General features: G+C 59.3%; 15 protein-coding genes. 9 read left to right on the top strand and 6 right to left on the bottom strand.

Annotation, left to right across the window (positions count from 1 at the left end):
- The first annotated feature begins 255 nt into the window (after positions 1–255).
- The 6 genes from QD336_RS09775 to fdhD all read left to right on the top strand — a co-directional run bounded on the left by QD336_RS09775 (position 256) and on the right by fdhD (position 6,442).
- Entirely contained in the window at positions 256–822 is a 567-nt protein-coding gene (locus QD336_RS09775; RefSeq protein WP_269346960.1) for a F0F1 ATP synthase subunit delta, read from the top strand.
- On the top strand, positions 822–2,351 hold the full coding sequence (gene atpA, locus QD336_RS09770) for a F0F1 ATP synthase subunit alpha (protein ID WP_004443771.1): 1,530 nt from the start codon (positions 822–824) through the stop codon (positions 2,349–2,351). The genes QD336_RS09775 and atpA overlap by 1 nt, the downstream gene beginning before the upstream one ends.
- A gap of 30 nt (positions 2,352–2,381) precedes the next feature.
- Complete coding sequence (locus tag QD336_RS09765; protein ID WP_499170454.1) at positions 2,382–3,260, top strand: F0F1 ATP synthase subunit gamma; 879 nt, start codon at positions 2,382–2,384, stop codon at positions 3,258–3,260.
- A 23-nt stretch (positions 3,261–3,283) separates the two neighbouring features.
- Complete coding sequence (atpD, locus tag QD336_RS09760) at positions 3,284–4,738, top strand: F0F1 ATP synthase subunit beta (protein WP_499170452.1); 1,455 nt, start codon at positions 3,284–3,286, stop codon at positions 4,736–4,738.
- 130 nt (positions 4,739–4,868) lie between these two features.
- Positions 4,869–5,279 carry a F0F1 ATP synthase subunit epsilon gene (locus tag QD336_RS09755; RefSeq protein ID WP_269346969.1) on the top strand — a complete coding sequence of 137 codons (411 nt, stop codon included), beginning with the start codon at positions 4,869–4,871 and terminating at the stop codon, positions 5,277–5,279.
- Positions 5,280–5,626: 347 nt separating this feature from the next.
- The gene (gene fdhD, locus QD336_RS09750) at positions 5,627–6,442 is read left to right on the top strand and encodes a formate dehydrogenase accessory sulfurtransferase FdhD (protein WP_499170450.1); all 816 of its coding nucleotides are present in this window, start codon (positions 5,627–5,629) and stop codon (positions 6,440–6,442) included.
- Between the two features lie 138 nt (positions 6,443–6,580).
- Here the strand turns inward: fdhD and QD336_RS09745 are convergent, their stop codons facing one another.
- The 5 genes from QD336_RS09745 to QD336_RS09725 all read right to left on the bottom strand — a co-directional run bounded on the left by QD336_RS09745 (position 6,581) and on the right by QD336_RS09725 (position 15,900).
- Complete coding sequence (locus QD336_RS09745; protein ID WP_499170448.1) at positions 6,581–8,317, bottom strand: methyl-accepting chemotaxis protein; 1,737 nt, start codon at positions 8,315–8,317, stop codon at positions 6,581–6,583.
- 379 nt (positions 8,318–8,696) lie between these two features.
- Positions 8,697–9,173, bottom strand: coding sequence for a chemotaxis protein CheW (locus tag QD336_RS09740; RefSeq protein ID WP_003504949.1), 477 nt, complete (start codon positions 9,171–9,173; stop codon positions 8,697–8,699).
- Between the two features lie 168 nt (positions 9,174–9,341).
- Positions 9,342–13,502 (bottom strand): translocation/assembly module TamB domain-containing protein, encoded by a 4,161-nt coding sequence (locus tag QD336_RS09735; protein WP_499170447.1) that lies wholly within the window; start codon positions 13,500–13,502, stop codon positions 9,342–9,344.
- Between the two features lie 45 nt (positions 13,503–13,547).
- Positions 13,548–15,473, bottom strand: a complete 1,926-nt coding sequence (locus QD336_RS09730; RefSeq protein ID WP_499170445.1) for an autotransporter assembly complex protein TamA — start codon at positions 15,471–15,473, stop codon at positions 13,548–13,550.
- Between the two features lie 175 nt (positions 15,474–15,648).
- Entirely contained in the window at positions 15,649–15,900 is a 252-nt protein-coding gene (locus QD336_RS09725; RefSeq protein ID WP_003504940.1) for a YMGG-like glycine zipper-containing protein, read from the bottom strand.
- A gap of 371 nt (positions 15,901–16,271) precedes the next feature.
- Here QD336_RS09725 and hemA point away from each other — a divergent pair, with 371 nt between their 5' ends.
- Positions 16,272–17,489 (top strand): 5-aminolevulinate synthase, encoded by a 1,218-nt coding sequence (gene hemA, locus QD336_RS09720; protein ID WP_003521261.1) that lies wholly within the window; start codon positions 16,272–16,274, stop codon positions 17,487–17,489.
- 34 nt (positions 17,490–17,523) lie between these two features.
- On the opposite strand, the gene dxr is transcribed toward hemA, so the two are convergent.
- Positions 17,524–18,717, bottom strand: a complete 1,194-nt coding sequence (gene dxr, locus QD336_RS09715; protein ID WP_499170443.1) for a 1-deoxy-D-xylulose-5-phosphate reductoisomerase — start codon at positions 18,715–18,717, stop codon at positions 17,524–17,526.
- A gap of 175 nt (positions 18,718–18,892) precedes the next feature.
- Between dxr and QD336_RS09710 the strand changes: the two genes are divergently transcribed.
- Positions 18,893–19,594, top strand: a complete 702-nt coding sequence (locus QD336_RS09710) for a phosphatase PAP2 family protein (RefSeq protein WP_269347078.1) — start codon at positions 18,893–18,895, stop codon at positions 19,592–19,594.
- A 32-nt stretch (positions 19,595–19,626) separates the two neighbouring features.
- Complete coding sequence (locus QD336_RS09705) at positions 19,627–20,883, top strand: FAD-dependent oxidoreductase (protein ID WP_499170442.1); 1,257 nt, start codon at positions 19,627–19,629, stop codon at positions 20,881–20,883.
- Positions 20,884–20,885: the final 2 nt, after the last annotated feature.

The raw sequence follows: 20,885 nt of genomic DNA, 5'->3' as shown, positions 1-20,885 counted from the left end.
CTTTTTGGCTTTTGTGCCGCACATGCGCCGCATCCTGAGCGAAATCGGAAAATTTAAACGCATTCCCCCTTGCCCAAACGGCGCTTTCCGCTATTACGCGTGTTGCGAGTCCCGGCGTCCTATGCTAGACGGACCGCGAAATTGGGAAAAGGCAGGGGGGAATTCCGGTCTTTTTCGGGGAAATTGAAACGATTTCAAGAATTTGATGCGGTGGAGCCCCATCGCTGATGGTCTTGGACGATTAGCAGGGAAAAAGTGCCCGTGGCAGAGACCTCCCAGGGAACATCCGGTGTAGCGGAAAGGTATGCGTCGTCGCTTTTCGAGCTTGCTTTGGAAGCGGGTACGGTCGAAGCGGTTCAGGCCGAACTGGACAAGTTTGGCGCACTTCTCGACGAAAGCGACGATTTGAAGCGTCTGGTTGCGAGCCCGGTGTTTTCCGCCGAGGATCAGTTCAAGGCAATCACCGCGATCTGCGAAAAGGCCGGCATCGGCGGTCTCGCACTCAATTTCCTCAAGGTTGTTGCGAATAACCGCCGTCTCTTTGCCGTTCCCGGCATGATCCGCGCCTACCGCACCATTGCCGCCGCCCACCGCGGCGAAATCACCGCCGAGGTCACCTCGGCACATGCGCTCGACGAGGCGCAGGAAACTGAACTGAAGGCGGCGCTGAAGAGCGTTACTGGCAAGGATGTGGCGGTTTCCGTTACCGTCGATCCCTCGATCCTCGGTGGCCTGATCGTCAAGGTCGGCTCCCGCCAGATCGATACGTCTCTTCGCACCAAACTTTCCACCCTTAAGCTTGCACTGAAAGAGGTTGGCTGATGGATATCCGCGCCGCGGAAATTTCCGCAATTCTGAAAGATCAAATTAAAAATTTCGGCAACGAGGCGGAAGTCTCGGAAGTCGGTCAGGTGCTTTCCGTCGGTGACGGTATCGCCCGCGTCTATGGCCTTGACAATGTTCAGGCCGGCGAAATGGTCGAGTTCCCGGGCGGCATCCGTGGCATGGCGCTCAACCTCGAAGCCGACAACGTCGGTGTGGTTATCTTCGGTTCGGACCGTGACATCAAGGAAGGCGACACCGTAAAGCGGACTGGCGCTATCGTTGATGTTCCCGTTGGTCCGGAACTGCTCGGTCGCGTCGTTGACGCGCTCGGCAACCCGATCGACGGCAAGGGCCCGATCAATGCCGCCAAGCGTTCGCGCGTTGACGTTAAGGCTCCCGGCATCATTCCGCGCAAGTCGGTTCATGAGCCGATGTCGACCGGCCTCAAGGCCATCGATGCCCTCATCCCGGTTGGCCGCGGCCAGCGCGAGCTCGTCATCGGCGACCGCCAGACCGGCAAGACCGCGATCATTCTCGACACGATCCTGAACCAGAAGGCCATTCACGACAATGGCCCTGACGGCGACAAGCTTTATTGCGTCTACGTCGCTATCGGTCAGAAGCGTTCGACCGTTGCCCAGTTCGTGAAGGTTCTGGAAGAGCGCGGCGCGCTGCAGTATTCGATCATCGTTGCTGCGACCGCCTCCGATCCGGCTCCGATGCAGTATCTGGCACCGTTTGCCGGCTGCGCCATGGGCGAATACTTCCGTGACAACGGCAAGCACGCTCTCATCGGCTACGACGACCTTTCCAAGCAGGCCGTTGCCTATCGTCAGATGTCGCTTCTGCTGCGCCGTCCTCCGGGCCGTGAAGCTTATCCGGGCGACGTTTTCTACCTGCATTCCCGTCTTCTCGAGCGCGCTGCAAAGCTCTCCGACGAAATGGGCGCCGGTTCGCTGACGGCTCTGCCGGTCATCGAAACCCAGGGTAACGACGTTTCGGCCTTCATTCCGACCAACGTGATCTCGATCACCGACGGCCAGATCTTCCTTGAAACCGACCTGTTCTATCAGGGTATCCGCCCGGCCGTTAACGTCGGTCTGTCGGTTTCGCGCGTTGGCTCTGCCGCCCAGATCAAGGCGATGAAGCAGGTTGCCGGCTCGATCAAGGGTGAACTCGCCCAGTATCGCGAAATGGCTGCCTTCGCCCAGTTCGGTTCGGACCTTGACGCTTCCACGCAGCGCCTGCTTAACCGCGGTGCACGCCTGACCGAGCTTCTGAAGCAGCCGCAGTTCTCTCCGCTCAAGACGGAAGAGCAGGTTGCGGTGATCTTCGCCGGTGTCAACGGTTACCTCGACAAGGTTCCGGTCGCACAGGTCGGCAAGTTCGAGCAGGGTCTGCTCTCCTACCTCCGGTCGGAAGGCAAGGCGATCCTCGACACCATCCGCACGGAAAAGGCTATCAGCGACGATACCAAGGGCAAGCTCAAGGGCGCTCTTGATAGCTTCGCCAAGTCTTTCTCGTAATCAGGGCTCTTTTACTCGGACGGATAACGGATGCCTTCACTAAAGGATCTGAAAAACCGCATTGCCTCCGTAAAGGCGACGCAGAAGATTACCAAGGCGATGAAAATGGTCGCCGCGGCGAAGCTTCGGCGCGCCCAGGAAGCTGCGGAGGCCGCCCGGCCTTATTCTCAGCGCATGAGCGCCGTTCTTGCCAACATCGCCACGGCGGTCGAGGCGGACGTTGCTCCGGCGCTGATGACCGGCACCGGCAAGGACGACGTGCATCTGCTCGTCGTCTGCACGGCTGAACGTGGTCTTTGCGGCGGTTTCAACTCGCAGATTTCCCGTTTTGCCCGCGATCACGCCCGCAAGCTGATTTCGGAAGGCAAGACGGTCAAGATCATCACGGTTGGCAAGAAGGGTTACGACAGCCTTCGCCGCGAATTTGCAGCCAACATCATCGAGCGCGTCGAACTGCGCGAAGTGAAGAAGGTCGGTTTTGAAAACGCCGACCAGATCGCCAAGAAGGTGATCTTGCTCTTCAACGCGGGTGAATTCGACGTCTGCACGCTGATCTATTCGGAATTCAAGTCCGTCATCAGCCAGATCCCGACCGGCCTGCAGCTCATCCCGGCCGCAACGCCTGTTGTGGAAGAGGATGCCGCGACGCAGAACGCCGTCTACGAATATGAGCCCGATGCGGCTTCTATTCTGGAAGACCTTATTCCGCGCAACATTTCGGTTCAGGTTTTCCGGGCTCTGCTCGAAAACGTTGCCGGTGAAATGGGCGCCAAGATGAGCGCGATGGACAATGCAACGCGCAATGCCGGTGAGATGATCAACAAGCTGACGCTTTCCTACAACCGTCAGCGTCAGGCTCAGATCACCAAGGAACTCATTGAAATCATTTCGGGCGCGGAAGCGCTCTGAGGTAAGGAAAGAGGGTAAGGATAATGGCTAAGGCAGCTACCCCCAAGAAAACCGCAGCGGTGAACGGCGCGGGCAAGGTTACCCAGGTTATCGGCGCTGTTGTCGACGTGGCGTTCGAAGGCGAACTGCCTCCGATCCTGAACGCGCTCGAAACCGAGAACAATGGCAACCGCCTGGTTCTGGAAGTCGCGCAGCATCTCGGTGAAAACGTCGTTCGCACGATCGCCATGGACTCGACCGAAGGTCTGGTCCGCGGTCAGGCCGTCACCAACACCGGCGCGCCAATCGAAGTTCCGGTCGGTCCGGAAACGCTCGGTCGCATCATGAACGTCATCGGTGAACCGGTTGACGAAGCCGGTCCGATCACCACGGCCAAGAAGCGCGCCATCCACCAGGACGCACCTTCCTACGTCGAGCAGTCGACCGAAGCGCAGATCCTCGTCACCGGCATCAAGGTCGTCGACCTTCTGGCTCCTTACGCCAAGGGCGGCAAGATCGGCCTGTTCGGCGGCGCCGGCGTTGGCAAGACCGTTCTCATCATGGAACTGATCAACAACGTCGCCAAGGCGCATGGTGGTTACTCGGTATTCGCCGGCGTGGGTGAACGTACCCGCGAAGGTAACGACCTCTATCACGAAATGATCGAGTCGAACGTCAACAAGCTCGGCGGTGGCGAAGGCTCCAAGGCCGCGCTGGTTTACGGCCAGATGAACGAACCGCCGGGTGCCCGCGCCCGCGTCGCTCTGACCGGTCTGACGATCGCTGAAAACTTCCGTGACGAAGGTCAGGACGTTCTGTTCTTCGTGGACAACATCTTCCGCTTCACGCAGGCTGGTTCGGAAGTGTCGGCTCTGCTCGGCCGTATTCCTTCGGCCGTGGGCTATCAGCCGACGCTCGCAACCGACATGGGCCAGATGCAGGAACGCATCACCACCACGACCAAGGGTTCGATCACCTCGGTTCAGGCCATTTACGTTCCCGCCGACGACTTGACCGACCCGGCTCCGGCCACCTCGTTCGCACACCTTGATGCAACGACGGTTCTGTCGCGTTCGATCGCCGAAAAAGGTATTTACCCGGCTGTTGACCCGCTCGACTCCACGTCGCGTATGCTTGACCCGATGATCGTCGGCGAAGAGCACTACGAAGTGGCTCGTAAGGTTCAGTCGACCCTGCAGCGTTACAAGGCTCTCCAGGACATCATCGCCATCCTCGGCATGGACGAACTGTCTGAAGAAGACAAGCTGACGGTTGCACGCGCCCGTAAGATCGAGCGCTTCCTGTCGCAGCCGTTCTTCGTTGCCGAAGTCTTCACCGGTTCGCCGGGCAAGCTCGTTGCTCTCGAAGACACGATCAAGGGCTTCAAGGGCCTGGTCAACGGCGAATACGACAACCTGCCGGAAGCTGCTTTCTACATGGTCGGTTCGATGGAAGAAGCCATCGAAAAGGCGAAGAAGCTGGCTGCCGAGGCTGCCTGATTATGAATTGGCGGGCGCGTGGTTTTACCGCGCGCCTTCCAACCAATGACGGCGAAACCGGAACGGCTTTCGCCTACGGTGTAAAAGACAAGTCCGTGACGCCCGCGTAATTGAAAAGAAGTGAATAGCCATGGCTGACAGTTTCAAATTCGATCTCGTTTCCCCGGAGCGTCTGCTCGTTTCCGAAACGGTTACGGAAGTCGTCATCCCGGCTACGCTGGGTGAAATGACCGTTCTGGCCAATCACGCGCCGACGATGACCACGATCAAGCCGGGTCTGGTAACGGTGAAATTCGCTTCCGGCGAGACCCATAAATATGTGGTTTTCGGCGGTTTTGCCGATATTCTTCCGACCGGCTGCACGCTTCTCGCCGAATCCGCGATTTCGGCCGATGATATGTCTCCCGACACGCTGCAGAAGCGTATCGATGCGGCCAAGGCCGAAATCGAAGAGGGCAATCATCACCACGAACATTTGACCAAGCTTGAAAAGCACCTCTATGAGCTGACGAACCTGCATGAGGTTCTCGTCGCTGCTTGAAAGCACCGGGCGGGTTCGAAAGAATGACTGCCCACAAAAAACTTAAAACAGAAAGCGGCCGTTTCGGTCGCTTTTTTGTTTTTGGCGCTGCCTGTCCTCACATGAGTGAAACACACCAGCCGCCACGTGGCTGCATGTCAACTGGCCCAGTCGGTCCGAGCGTCGCGACTCATGTCGGCAAACGGAGTAAGGACGACGACGTAGAGCGCGGCCAATAGTCCCGCTTTAGCGAAGCATGCTTGGGGAAACCGATTCCGCTTCTCGGCGCTATAGGCTAGATGTGATGTCGGAAAGAAACGCTGCCTTTCGATCGCAAGCGAAGCAAGGCGGTTTTTCATCATGGAGGAATGATCGCGGTGTCGACAAAGGCAAGTTACCGAAGGGTCGCAAGAACCGCTCTGCGGGAAGGGGGAGTAACCGAGGGCGAACGGGCGGTGCCTGAGGAAGTGCCGGTTGCCTTTTCTTATGGTGGCAGCACCCATGCCGTGATGATGGCCAGTCCAGCCGATCTGGTCGATTTCGCGGTGGGGTTCAGCCTTACTGAGGGCATCATATCGGTGAAGGCGGACATCCGCGCCATCGAAGTGGTGGAGGCCGGGCAGGGCTACGATGTTCAGGTGGATTTGCAGGATACCAATGCCGATGCCCTGCGGGCAAGACGGCGGCATATGGCCGGCCCGGTCGGTTGCGGTCTTTGCGGTATCGAATCCATAGAGCAAGCGGTTCGTGTGGTGCCGGATTTGAACGACGTCAAAATCTCAGTCGGCGGTCATGACATCGTTGCCGCGATGAAAGCGCTGAACGAGGCGCAGAGTCTCAATCGCGAGACGCGGGCCGTTCATGGCGCGGGTTTCTACGATGCGCGGAAGGGGCTGCTTGCGGCGCGCGAGGATGTCGGCCGCCATAATGCGCTGGACAAGCTGGCGGGTGCGGTCATCAATGCGGAACTGTCTTCCCGTGCGGGCATTGTGGCCGTCACCAGCCGCCTGTCGGTGGAGATGGTCCAGAAGACGGCCATTCTCGGCAGCCCCATTCTGGCGGCGATCTCGGCGCCCACGGCTCTCGCCATCGAAACGGCGGAGAAGGCGGGAGTCACCCTTGTCGCGCTGGTGCGGGGTGAGGAGTTTGAAATCTTCACCCGCGCGGAGCGCATCATTCTATAGCACATTGCCGGGAAGGTCGGACCTCTGTTTTCCGTCCGGAAGTGAAATGTGTCAGAGCGTTATCGCGTTTGGAAAAAGCGAAAACGCTCTGGTGGTGTGGCCGCCGTTTTTCCGGCGGCCTCCGGTTTCAGACTTGGCCTAAAATTCCGCCCATTCGGCTGCAGCATTTCCATGAGATCTCGGCGCGGCATATCGTGGCTGCTGCACCGGCAGTCTGGTCACGACCGCTGGCTTTTTGTCAGCCGGCCGGGCAGGGGATACGGAAGCCTCATGCGATATTCTGAACTGCCGCAGCAATTCATGCAGGTTCTCCGCTTCATTGGCGAGACCATGGCTGGCGGCGGTGGTTTCTTCCACCATGGCGGCGTTTTTCTGGGTCGCCTGGTCCATGACGTTGACGGCCTGATTGATTTCCCGGAGCCCGTTCGCCTGTTCGCGTGATGCCTCGACGATGGCCGAGACATTGGCGTCTATTTCGCCCATCTGGGACTGAATATCCTTAAGGGCGCCACCGGTTCTGCCGACAAGATCCACACCACTGGCGACCTGTTCGCGGGAGGTGTTGATGAGGGATTTGATTTCCTTGGCCGCGACGGCGGACCGCTGCGCGAGTTCCCGCACCTCCTGTGCCACGACGGCGAAGCCCTTGCCAGCCTCCCCGGCGCGGGCGGCTTCGACGCCCGCATTCAGCGCCAGAAGATTGGTCTGGAAGGCGATATCGTCGATGACGCCGATAATGTTGGTGATTTCTCCGGAGGATCGGGAGATCGCGTCCATGGCGGAAATCGCCTGCTGAACGATGTCGCCGGAGTGTTCGGCGTGTTCCCTCGTTCGCAGCACCAGCTTCCCGGCCTCGCCGGCGCGCTGGCTGGCATCGGTGACGGTTGTGGTGATTTCTTCCAGCGCGGCGGCCGTCTCTTCCAGCGAGGCGGCCTGCTGTTCGGTGCGCTGTGAGAGTTGATCGGCGGCTATGCGGATTTCACCCGAGCCGGAAGCGATGGTCGAGGCATTATGGGCGATGGTCTGCATGGTGGCCTGAAGCTTGCCGACCACTTCGTTGAAGTCCTGTCGCAATTTCTCCATGCTCGGCACGAAGCCGGTATCGAGGCGTTGCACTAGATCACCCTCGGCCAGCGCCCGCAGAGCCTCGGCCAGAATGGCGATGGCACTCATGCGGGGCGTCACGTCGGTGGCGAATTTCACCACTTTCACCACCTTGCCAGCCTCGTCCAGCACGGGATTGTAAGCGGCCTGGATCCATATTTCCTTGCCGTTCTTTCCGTAACGAACAAATTCGTCCGAGATGAATTCACCGGAGGCCAGCCGCCGCCAGAAATTGGCGTAGTCGGATGTCGCCGCATAGGCGGGATCGCAGAACATGCGATGATGCCTGCCCTCGATTTCCTTGAGGTCGTAATTTACTGCGGCGCAGAAATTCGGATTGGCGGTGATGATCGTGCCGTCAGGAGAAAATTCGATGGTGGCCTGTGAGCGGGAGAGCGCCTCCAGCTTGCCGGCGTCTTCCACCGCTCTGATTTTCTTGGCGGTGATATCGGTGGCGATCTTGATCACCTTATAGGGTTTTCCCGAACGGAAGACGGGATTGTAGGAGGCCTCGATCCAGATGACCGAGCCGTCTTTGCGGATGCGGCGATATTCCTTGGCCTGGAATTCACCACGGGCAAGAGATTCCCAGAATTCCTGATAGGCGCGCGAGGCGACAAAGTCGCCATCGCAGAAGATGCGGTGGTGCTTGCCGACGATTTCGGCGAGTTCATAACCGAGCGCCGTGCAGAAATTGCGGTTTGCCGTGAGAATATTACCCTTGAGATCGAATTCTATGACCGCCTGCGATCTGGATATCGCATTGAGCATATTTCGGTTATCTGCGCTTTTCCCTAACCCCAGCATTAACGTCCCCCAAATATCAGCCAACGGCGCGGCTTGTCGCACGGGAGGTGCAGTCTGCGCCGTATTATGTTGAACAACGAACAGGTTTGCCACCGAAGGCGGCGTACAGGCACTTGCGACTTTAAAGCCTCCGTCAGCTATCGGGCCCTCATGCGGGTGAATACTATTCGTCGGCTTTTAATATTAGATATTCATAATATTAAAATGTTCTTATTTACATTTGCGGAACAGGCGCAAAATAAAAACCGCCGGGCGGATGCTCCGGCGGTCTGGTTCAGTTCTCGATGGGGGCCGTGAAAAGCCTGCATCAGGATGCAATCGGCGCTTCAGGTTACACGCCTGATTAAGCGGCGAGATCTTCCGCTTCGGTTCCCTTGAACATTTTCGCGAGGTTCAGGAAGCAGATCATGCCATGTTCGTTGGCAATGATGCCTTCGGAATAGGATTTGTCGAAGGAGGCCGAGATTTCCGGAACCGGCTGGACCTGATTTGCCGGGATCGTCAGAATGTCGGACACGCGGTCGACCAGCATGCCGATGACCATGTTGTGCACTTCGGCCACCACGATCGCGCTTCTTTCATTGGCGACGGTGCTCTTCATGCCAAGCTTGTGGGCCAGATCGATGATCGGAATGACCGAACCGCGCAGGTTCATGACACCGATGACGTCTTTCGGCGCGTGGGGAATGGGCGTGGAAGGCGCCCAGCCGCGAATTTCGCGGATGGTGGTCGTCTTCACGCAGAATTCCTGATCATGCAGGCGGAATGCGATGATTTCGAGCGTCTCACCGCCAAAATTGGTAGAGTTAATCATTGCCATCAGAATTCTTCCCAATGCTCGCTGTGGAGGCCGGCGCAAGTGCACCGACACTTGCATATGCGGATTTGGCGTTCTGCCTGGTGCCTGAACAGCCGGAAACAATATTTCCGTCTTCAATGGAAGATTCGTAACATGAGATGGTTTCGCAAACCTAAATGCGAAGCCGTCTCAATATTCCTTCTCGTAAAATATGCCGGCTGCGCCTTCGCCATTGCCGCCCGCTTCGCCGCGCAGCTTCACGCCACGCCCGACATCGAGGTTGATGATCGCCTTTGCACCGGATTCGCCGCTCTGCTGCAGCTCGAGATAGGTTCTTTCATTGAGGTACTTGCCGGCGGAAACGCGGGCCTGCCCTTCGGAATCGGTCGAAATATCGAGATCGTCGACGCCGAGATTGCTTCTGAGCTTGTCGAACAACGAGGTGGAGCGTCCGCCGGCCAGTTGGGCGGCGGCATCGGCCAGCCGCGCGATCTGCAGGGCCGAGAGTTTCGACATGGATTGCCCGAAGATCAGCTGCGCCATAACCTCATCCTGCGGCAGCGCCGGGGCGGAGGAGAAGGCGAAGGTAGGGTCGTTGGCATTGCCGGAAACGGACACGGTGATCGTCGTCGAACCGACCGTCGAGTCCGCCTTCATGTCGAGAACCGGGATAAGGCCACCGCCAAAGCTGATATTGCCGGTGGTGAAATCAAGGCGGCGGGTCAGGATCTCCAGCCGGCCGCGGCGCATTTCAAAGCCGCCGGAAATGACGGGAACGGCCGCCGTGCCGCGGATCGTCAGATTGCCGGTCAATTCCGCATCAATGCCGCGCCCGCGCACGAAGATGCCGCTCGGCGCATTCACCTGCAAATCGAGATTGATGGGAGATGAGCTGCCGCTGCCGCCCTGGTCGGCCCCGAGTGACTTTGCCTGCGCGCGCACCTTTGGCGGAGCGTTCTTGTGCTTGACGTCGATTTCCGTCAGCGAGGCTGGAAGTTTCTCAGGAATGGTGATGGCGCTTCTGTCCAGCGTCAGGTTGCCGCCCAGCACCGGAGAACCGAGAAGTGGGCCTTTCAGCGTCAGCGTGCCGCTTACCACCGTCGTCACCAGCGTTCCGTCATTATAACCGGCGCGGTCGAGCGTAATCGTAATATCGGCCGGGAAACCCGAACCACCGGCAATGCCGATGTTGCCGGTTCCGGAGATCGTTCCGCCGCCTGCCAGCTTGCCCGTCAACCGGGAGATGACGGCGCGATCGCGATCGAAGGTAACGGTTGCTCCCAGCCCGTTGATCGTCAGGTTCCGGCGCACATCGGTCAGGCGGGTACCATCGGTGGTGATGCTGCCGGTAACGACCGGTGCGGAAGCGCTGCCGGAGATTCTCACATCGATGGCGGCGGTGCCGTCCACATCGAGGCCCTGCGCGGCAGTCTGCGCCGCGACGGCGGAGAAGGGCAGTTTGCCGGTGAAGGCCATGGCAAGCGGGCGATTGCCGGCGATGCCGAGCGAGCCGCCGCCGGAAAGCGACATGCCGCCCTGACCCGTTACATTCGTGTCGATCTGCAGCATGCCGGCGGCAAAGCGGCCGTTCGCCCTGATGCCGAGTGCGGCAAGCCCCGCGGCGCGCGTCTGCGCGACCTCGGCATTGGCCCAGTTCAGATTATACTCGACCGAAGGGTCTGATGCCGCGCCCTTGGCACTGACCGTGCCGGAGATGTTGCCCGCCGCATCCAGCCCGGTGGCGAAGGCATTGGCCAGGCTCGCGGGAAGCGAGCGAATATCGGCCTTGATGTCGAGCGTCGATCCGGCCGTACCGTTGACCTCGACACGCCCGTCACCGGTGATGATGGTCAGATTGGAAATGCGGGTCGTACCATTCTGGATGGCAACGGTGCTTGGCTTTTCAAGGCGAACCGCAATTCCCTTCGGGGCAGCGGAAAAGGCGTCCACCCGCACCGTCATCGGCGATCCGCCAGTGTCGGCACTGCCCTTCACCACCAGCGGCGCATTATCGTACCGACCGTTGACGTCGAACTGGGTCGTCGTACCGGAATGACCAATCGTGGCATTCAGGCCGGAAATCGCGGTCGCGCCGGCATTGACGCTGTCGGCGCTGACCTTGCCATTGATCGCGAGCGCCTGGAGATCGTCAATGGAAATATCGGCGGCTAGCTTCGAGATCACCGTGGTGCCCTGGCGGATGCTGCCGCCATTTGCCTCTATCGTCGCGGCGATCCGGCCATTGGCGTTGCTCAGCGCGATATCGCCGGCAATATCGCCATCAGCCTGCTGCGCGGCGAGTGCGGCCAGCAGGGCGAGATCGGGGAAATTGAAGGAGAGATTGCCGGAAGGCAGGAATTGCTGCGAAAATTGCAGCTGCCCGTTCAAAATGTTGCGGCCCACCGCCACATGCAGCTCAGGTATTGCCGTGCCGTTTTCGGTCTGAACCACATTGGCATCGGCGTCGATTTTCTGCCGGTCGAGACTACCGCTGGCCGTCAGCTTCGCCTGCGGCGCAGCCGGGTCGGCCTTGCCCGAGGCATTGATCTTCAGCGCTTCGAGCTTTCGTCCGGCAAGGATCGCGCTTTCGGAATTCAGGGTGACATTAAAGTCGGGTGCGGCAAGTGCACCGCTGGCTTCGATTGCAAAATCGGCAACGCCCTTCGCCTGCGGTGTCAGCTTTTCGAGAGCGGGGAATTTACCCTTGATTTCGGCGCTCAGCGCATCGTTTTCGAGGCTGACATTACCGGCCGCCTCGATCGTTCCGGATTTGACGACGAGGTTCTCAACGCTGGTGCGTCCGCCAATGGTCAGGTCTATGTCGCCCTGAAGGGCAATAGTCGTGTCGAATTTTTCCGCGAGCGCCGGTGGAAGCGTGGCGGGCAATGCGAAGAGCTGAATGTTCGAAGTCAGGCGGTTGTCGACGAGATCGAAACTGCCTTTCAGCGTGCCACCGACACTGGCGCTTTCCAGCGTTGCGCCGTCAAAGCCGATGGCGGAAGCGGAGAGACTGAGCGGCGCCTTGACGGTGAGGGGTGCGCGCACCAGCCGGTCGATATCCGGGCTGACGAAGGATGATTGCGCCACGGAAAGGACGGTGACGATCGTGCCGCTGCGGTTGGCGATATTGAGATCGGCGCTTTCGGCGGTCAGTTTGACATCCTCAAGCCGGCCCTGCGGCAGGGAGAGACTGCGCAACGATGCGGTCGTGTTGAGATGTGCGGCGTTTGCATCACCCTTAAGGGAAAGATCGAGGCCATTGATGAGGGCCTGAACCTCGCCATTGTTGAGCGGCCAGCGAAAATCGACGGGCCCCGCCGTGCCGATGAGGTTGGCGGCGAGATCGTTCTCACCGTTCGGATCGACGGTGCCGGAAGCGGTCAGCAATAATGTGCCGGTCTCCAGCGTGCTGCTGCCGATTTCAATGCGGCCCTGCGGTGAGAGAGACGCATTTGCATCGAGTTTGGTTTCGCCGGCAAAAAGCTGGCGGAAGGCGGGCGGTAGGAGCAGGTCGGGCTGGCCGCCGCCCGAAATCTCGATACGGCGGGTGCCGTCGTCGCCGAGAAGATGGCGGCCGGTGACGTTGACGACAGGGTTGCCGGCGACATTGCCGCGCAGACTGCCTGTCCAGTCGGAAAGCGGGCCTTCGCCATTGAGGTCTATCGCCACTGCGGGCGTGCCGGGAAGCGAAAGCAAGGTGGCAAGAAGCCCGCCTTCGGGTTCCTTCATCTCCGCTTTCAGCTTCAGGACATTTTCGTTGGGAAGGAAGGCGATGTCGGCATTGACCTCCGCATCCGGCGCATTCAGCCGGTGGGCGGTGAGCGACAGCCGCATATCGTCCTGGGCAGCCGTGAGGTTGCCTTCGGCATTCAGATCGAAGGCACGGCCGAGAAGCGATTGCCCGAGACTGATATCGGGAAAGCTGAAATTGTCGATGGAGATTTCGATCGGCAGCGATGAATTGCCGGAACTCCTGGCCGCGGTTTGCTCGGGGGCAAGCGGTTTGCGTTCGACATCGATCGATCCGGCCGAGATCCGGTCGGCATGGAAGGTGCCGGCAAGCAGCGAGAGCGGCGACCAGTCGACGGCGATCTGGTTTACGCGGGCATAGGCCCCCTGCCGGTCTGAAAGGGTAACATTGTCGAGCCGCAGGCGGCCGGTCAAAAGCCCGCTGGGAGGCGAGATTTCGATCGTCTGATCGGGCGTGGAAACGAGCGATGAAATCTGCTTTGCGGCAATTCGGGCGCCCATCGGGGTAAAACCGACGAACAGAACCGCAAGCAACACCAGCACCACGCCGCACAAAGCAGAGTAGCCCAGCCATTTCAGCAATCGAATCAACGTTTTCATCAAGGGTAATCTACACTCTGTTGTAAGGGTGTTCGACTGCGGCGTTTAAAAAGACTGGCCGATGCCAGCATAAATGCCGAAACTGTTGCCGCCATCGTATTTGTCGAGCGGCATGGCGACATCGAGACGCAGAGGCCCGAAGGGCGTGGCATAACGCAGGCCGATACCGGCGCCAGCCCGGATATCGGAAAAATCGGGGGCCACATCATCCGAAACCACGCCGGCATCGATGAAGGGCACGATGCCGATCGTATCGGTAACCTTGATACGGGCTTCGATGGAACCGACCACATAGGAGCGGCCACCGGTTGCGTCGCCCGCCGCATTATAGGGCGATATTTCCTGATAGCTGTAGCCGCGTACCGATCCGCCGCCACCGGCATAAAAGCGCCGTGTGGTGGGTATGTCCTGCAGGTCGCTGCCGCCGACGAGCACGCCGCCGGAAAGTTTTCCGGCCATGATCAACCGGTCCTCGGCGCCTAGCCCCTTGTAGCCCGTAATGGAGCCTTCGAAAGAGGAAAAGAAGGTGCCATTCAGTGCTTCATAGCTCGGCTTGGCGGCCAGCGATGCGCGGAAGCCCTCGGTGGGATTGAGCTTGTCGTCGCGTGTATCACGAACGAATTCCAGCGGGATCGAGGTGGTGAGATATTCATTCCTGCCGAAGGCGTCTTCCGTATCGGCCCATTGCACTTCGAGACCGGCGGCGGCGGTGTCGGTGTCGTTCAGCTCATAACTGAAACCTGCGGTCCCGGTTATGGTCTTGGCCTCATAGGTATCGGGATGCTCTGTCTTGGCAATCAGGCTGGTCTTGAAGGTGGTGCGCGGATTGAACATGCCGGGCTTGGTGAAGGTGATGCCCGCCGAATAATCCATGCCTTCGACGCTCGATGCTTCGGCGATGCGCGAAACCGAGCCTTCGATACGCAGCGATTCCGCCTGCCCGAACAGGTTCCGGTGACCCCAATAGCCCTGGAGACCGATGCCTTCCGTGGTGGAGTATTGCGCGCCGACGCCGAAATAACGGTGTTTGCCCTCGGAGACCTCGATGGTCAGCGGAATGGTGCCGTCGCGGGCGAGTGTCCCCGCCTCCTTGATGGTCAGGCTGGAAAAAACGCCGAGCTGGCGCAGCCGGTCTGCGGCCTTGCGCAGCTTTTCCGGCGAATAGGGCTCGCCGCCATTGAGACGCGAATAACGGCGGATGAAGTCGCCATCGACGGTCTTTTCACCGGTAACGGTGACCGTGCCGAGTGGCGCGACGGGGCCGCCTTCGGCCGCCATGGTGATGTCGACCGTGTTCGTCGCGTGGTTTGCGACTGCTTCGCGCTTCGTCAGCTTGGCAAGCGGGCGGCCTTCCGCCTTCAGATCGTCGATCAGCTTGTTGCCGGCGCGGATGATCGCCAAAGACCCGGCATCTCCGCCAGCCGTCAGACCATATTCTTCAAGGTTGCGGCCGGTCACATCGCCTTCGAGGCGAATGTTGCCGAGCGTGAATTTCGGGCCGGGCGTCACCGTTATGACGATGGGTACGGGCGCACTGTGATCGAAAACCGGATTGGGTGGCAGGTCATCGACGTTCTTTCCGGCCACCGTAACATTGACGATGCCGCCATAACGGGCGTTTTCATAAAGCGCCGCGATCATCCTGTCCCTGTCGTCTCGCGCCTTTATCAGGAGGCCGAGATCACCGGAGGCGGGCTTGTCCTTGTCCGCCAGGAGCAGCGAGCTGTTCTCTAGGCTGTCTTGCAGGGATTTATCCGCATCGACAGCATTCAGCGTGACGGCATATTTGACCGGGTTGATAACCTCGACCTCCGGCTCTTCCGAACCCCAGAGGCGCATGCCGAACAGTTTGAAGGCGAAGGCGTCACGGGTAAACGCCGGATACAGGGCGAACGTGAAAGCAACCGCAAGGGCGGTGCCAGCTTTCCGATACGCAATACCTGTCTTCGGGTTAGTTCGTGTTCTTCGCATAAGCTGCTTTATGGTTGAGCATTTATTGTCGCTCTAACCCGTTTCCTGTCCGTTAACATTGCAATTTAATCATAAATAAACGGCTTTGAGGACCCTTCCGCCTGAGTTTTGCCCGCCATAACGCAAAAAGCCCCGGATGACCGGGGCTTCTGTGCAACGGTATGTCGCGCAGCGATTAGCGGCAACGTGCCGTGTAACGCTGACCGTACTGGTCGCGATAATAGCAATAGCCCGGCTCGGAAGCATTGCCGATCAGAGCACCGCCCACGCCGCCGATTGCCGCGCCAACTGCTGCGCCGCGAACGTTACCCGTAATGGCTCCACCAATGACAGCGCCGGAAACGGCGCCGATCGAAGCGCCCTTTTCAGTCTGCGTGCAGCTTGCAAGCGACAGGCCGACGAGCGCAAATATGATTGCCTTTTTCATGAAACTCTCTCCAACGTTACAATGAGCTCTTCGGCTCGGTAGGCGTCCCATATTTATCTGCGGCGACTGCTACCTCCGACCGCCACAGATAACTAACAATTCGATGTCGTTTAGGGAAGCCTCCTCTTTCAGGCTTTCCGCCGAGCGTAAATCGATTGCGTCCCAAACAACGGGGTCGGGCGAAAAAGGTTCCAAAATTCCGGGTTTTTTGATGTGAATCAATTTTGTACTTTTCATTGGGTTCTATAAACGGTTTATTGGAATGGTTCAAAACAACGGCGAATTGACGCAGACACGGTTAAAGTGACCCGCAAGGGTTGACGGTCCCCGTATCGAGGCAGAAAACGATCTGGTCAATTCTGGAGCATGGCATGGACTTCGAGGCATTTTTCACGACGGAACTGCAAAGCCTGCATTCTGAGGGACGCTATCGCGTTTTTGCGGATATCGAGCGCCAGCAGGGCAATTTTCCCCGCGCGACACGGTACAACGCCAATGGCGAGCGCAAGGATGTAACCGTCTGGTGCTCCAACGACTATCTCGGCATGGGCCAGAACCCGAAAGTCATCGAAGCCATGAAAGCCGCCATCGATCACTGTGGCGCGGGTGCGGGAGGCACCCGGAATATTTCTGGCACCAACCATTATCACGTCCTGCTCGAGCGCGAACTTGCTGACCTTCACGGTAAGGAATCGGCGCTGATCTTCACCTCGGGTTATGTTTCCAACTGGGCAACCCTCGGCACGCTTGGCCAGAAAATTCCGGGCCTCATCATCTTCTCCGATGCGCTCAACCACGCATCGATGATTGAGGGTATCCGTTACGGCCGTTGTGAGCGGGTGATCTGGAAACATAACGACCTCGAAGATCTTGAGGCGAAGCTCAAGGCCGCCGATCCGAATGCGCCGAAGCTCATCGCCTTTGAATCCGTCTATTCGATGGATGGCGACATCGCGCCGATCAAGGAAATCTGCGATCTGGCCGACCGTTACGGTGCCATGACCTATCTCGATGAAGTCCACGCTGTCGGCATGTATGGCCCGCGCGGCGGCGGCATTGCCGAACGCGAAGGCCTGATGGATCGCCTGACGATCATCGAGGGTACGCTTGGCAAGGCATTCGGCGTGATGGGCGGTTATATCACCGGCTCCACCGCGGTCTGTGATTTCATCCGTTCTTTCGCATCCGGCTTCATCTTCACGACGGCCCTGCCGCCGTCGCTCGCTGCCGGTGCGATCGCCTCGATCCAGCACCTGAAGGCCAGCCCCTTCGAGCGCGCCCGCCATCAGGACCGGGTGCGCAAGCTGCGTGGTCTTCTCGATGCCCGCGGTATTCCGCATATGGACAATCCAAGCCACATCGTGCCGGTCATGGTCGGCGATGCCGCCAAGTGCAAGTGGATTTCGGATATCCTGCTCGACAATCACGGCGTCTACGTACAGCCGATCAACTATCCGACCGTGCCGCGCAAGACTGAGCGCCTGCGCATTACGCCGACGCCGCTGCATAGCGATGCCGATATCGAGCATCTGGTCGGTGCATTGCACCAGCTTTGGTCGCATTGTGCGCTGGCGCGTGCGGTGGCGTGAGGCCGCGGTTCGGATAGAAGAAGTCAGGCCGCGTTTACGCGGCCTTTTCTTTTGTGGCGATGAGTTCCAGCGCATGGCTTCGGGCTTCCTCGTCTGCCGCGAAAACATCGTCCATCGTCTCGGCGGAGCGCCCGTCATGCATGCGGTCCATGACCGTTTCGACGATCTCGGCCATATCGAGAAAACCGATGCCGCCGGCAACGAAGGCGTGAAAGGCGGTCTCCTCGGCGGCATTCAGGGCGGCACCCTGCAAACCGCCACGCTCTAGCGCCATGCGGGCCAGCCGGATCGCCGGGAACCGGGTTTCATCCGGCGCTTCGAAATCGAGCCGTGCCAGTTTTGCGAAATCCAGCCGCTCGACATTCAGATTGCCGCGTTGCGGATAGGTGAGGGCATAAGAAATGGCGGTGCGCATATCGGGGGAGCCGAGCTGGGCGATATAGGAACCATCGGTATAACCCACCATCGAATGGATGATCGACTGCGGGTGGACGATCACTTCCACCTGGTCGGGCCTGAGATCGAAGAGATATTTCGCCTCGATCATTTCCAGCCCCTTGTTGAACATCGAGGCACTGCCGATCGAGACCTTCAGCCCCATCGACCAGTTGGGATGGGCGCGGGCGATATCCGCCGTGACGTTGGACATTTCGTCGCGTGACCAGGTGCGGAACGGCCCGCCGGAGGCCGTCAGCACGATGCGTTCCACGGCCTGTTTGTGTTCGCCCGTCAGGCACTGGAAGATCGCGCTGTGTTCGCTGTCGACCGGGATCAGCCGGCCGCCGCCCTGCCTGATCGTGCGCAGAAAAACATCGCCTGCCGAAACCAGACATTCCTTGTTGGCAAGTGCAATATCGGCACCGCGCCGGGCGGCCGTCAGTGTGGGCGCGAGGCCGGGGGTTCCCGCAATCGCCGCCATCACCCATCCGGCTTCCATCGAGGCTGCCTCTTCGAGGCCGGATTTGCCCGCAGCAACCTTGATGCCGGTGCCGGCAAGGGCGGATTTCAGCGCTTCGTATTTGTCATCGTCCGCAGTGACCGCGAGCTGCGCGCCAAATTCCCGCGCCTGTTCCGCCAGAAGTGCGATGTTGCCCGCACCGGTCAGAGCCATGATCTCGAACCCGTCGCGGCCGCCCAGCTGACGCACGACGTCCAGCGTATTGGTGCCGATCGAACCCGTCGAACCCAATATGGTCAGCTTGCGTGGCATTTCACTGGCATTCGTCATCTTCAGCCCGTTGGTGGTTTTCGGTTCACATGCCGTTCTCCCGAAACCGCTGCACATCTTCGGGCGACATGCATTAGCCTCTACTCGTGAAAACCAGCCATAACAAGGACAAAGCCCACCTATTGTTTTTGGGGAGGGCAAAGCCATATGCAAGAAAAACGATGAGAGGACGATGATGCGACGTTTCCTGGTTTCCAGCGGGTGGATTTTTGCGGCAAGCCTTGTGCTGGTGCTGGTCTTCATTCCTTTCGACCCGCGCCTTTCCGAAACCGCGCAGGCCCTGCCGGGCAGGGTGGTCTCCTTCAACCGCGCCATTACCGATTTCGGAACGTTCCGCTGGATGCTTTATTCCACCGGCGCGCTCGCTATTCTTGCCTATGTCGGCGCGCGGGTCCTGCAGGCGCGAACCTATGCCGGGCGTTTGAGAACGGCATGGCGGCTTCTCGCCTATTTTTTCCTGACGATCGGAACGGCGAGCATTCTTGTCCATACGCTGAAATTCCTGATCGGACGGGCAAGGCCGGAGCTTCTGCTGGAAATGGGCGCCTACAGCCTCACGCCTTTTACCGGCGATAATCTCTATGAGAGCTTTCCCTCGGGTCATTCGACCGCGGCCGGGGCATTTTTTGGCGTTTTTGCCATGCTGATGCCGCGCTTTCGCTGGGTGTTCCTGCTGTTCGCGCTTATCATCGGTGTTTCGCGCGTCATCGTTGGCGCGCATTATCCAAGCGACGTTGCCGCCGGGCTGTTGCTCGGCCTGTGGACGGCCATGGCCTTCGCCTTTATCTTCGCCCGGTCCGAAATGCTGTTTCGTTTCGATGCGCATGGTTGGCCGCAGCCGAAAAATGCAAACCTGCCGGCGACGGAGATAAGATAGGGACTTTTAACGGGACGGAATGGGGGTAGGCGATGGAAGACGCGAAAGCCGGGCATGAAAAGGACGGCAAGGCTGTTCAGCATATTCGCACCTGCGTTGCTGTGGCCGGTGGTGGGCCGGCGGGCATGATGCTTGGCCTGCTGCTTGCCCGCAGCGGTATCGATGTGGTTGTCGTCGAAAAACACGGGGATTTCCTGCGCGATTTTCGCGGCGATACCATCCATCCTTCCACACTTGAACTGATGGAGCAGCTCGGTTTCATCGACGAGTTCCTGAGCCTTCCGCATACGCGTGCGCCGCGGCTGAACGCGGTTATCGGTGGCGAGCGTGTTACGATTGCGGATTTTTCCCGCCTGCCGGTCCGGCACCGTTTCATCGCCTTCATGCCGCAATGGGATTTTCTCAATTTCATCGTCGGCAAGGCAGGCCAGTATGAAAATTTCCGGCTGCTGATGAACGCTCCGGTGACCGGCCTCCTCGAACAGGACGGGAGGGTGGGCGGTTTCACCGTCGAAACCTCTGACGGCGTCATCGAGATTGCCGCCGAACTGGTGGTCGGTGCGGATGGCCGCAACTCCATCGTCCGCGAGGCGGCGGGGCTCGAGATCCAGCGCTTTGGAATTCCGACCGAGGTGCTCTGGCTGCGCCTTTCGAAACAACCTGAGGATCCGATCGAAACCATGGGGCATGCCGGTTCGCGCCAGGGTTTCGTAATGATCAACCGGGGTGACTACTGGCAGTGCGGTTATGTGGTGCGCAAGGGATTTTTCGCGGACATAAAGCTTGAGGGGCTGGAAGCCTTCCGGGACAGGGTCGCGCAAATCTGCCCTTTCCCGCGCGAAAGGCTCGATGAGATCAAAAGCTGGGACGATGTGCATCTCCTGACCGTTCGTATCGACCGGCTGAAGCGCTGGTGGAAACCCGGCCTGGTCTGCATCGGAGATGCGGCCCATGCCATGTCGCCCGTCGGCGGCGTCGGCGTCAATCTGGCMATTCAGGATGCGGTTGCGGCCGCCAATATACTGGTGCCGGTGCTGGTGTCCGGCCGGGCTATTCGTGACGACGACCTCGCCGCAATCGAAAAGCGGCGGTCCTTCCCGACAAAAGCCACGCAGTCTCTGCAGCGGATGATACGCATCGGTCGCAAGAAAGGGCAGGAGGAAAAATCGGAAAAACCCAAAGGCCCGCCTGCCTTCGTGCGGGCGATCATTCGGTTTCCGCTTCTTTCCCACCTGACGGGCCGGCTGGTTGGGCTCGGTTTCCGGCGGGAAAAGATCGAAACGTTGTGAGG

The sequence above is a fragment of the Rhizobium sp. BR 250 genome (assembly GCF_047445855.1).
Lineage (GTDB): Bacteria > Pseudomonadota > Alphaproteobacteria > Rhizobiales > Rhizobiaceae > Agrobacterium > Agrobacterium tumefaciens_I.
This window is presented reverse-complemented; position numbering and strand designations above follow the sequence as displayed.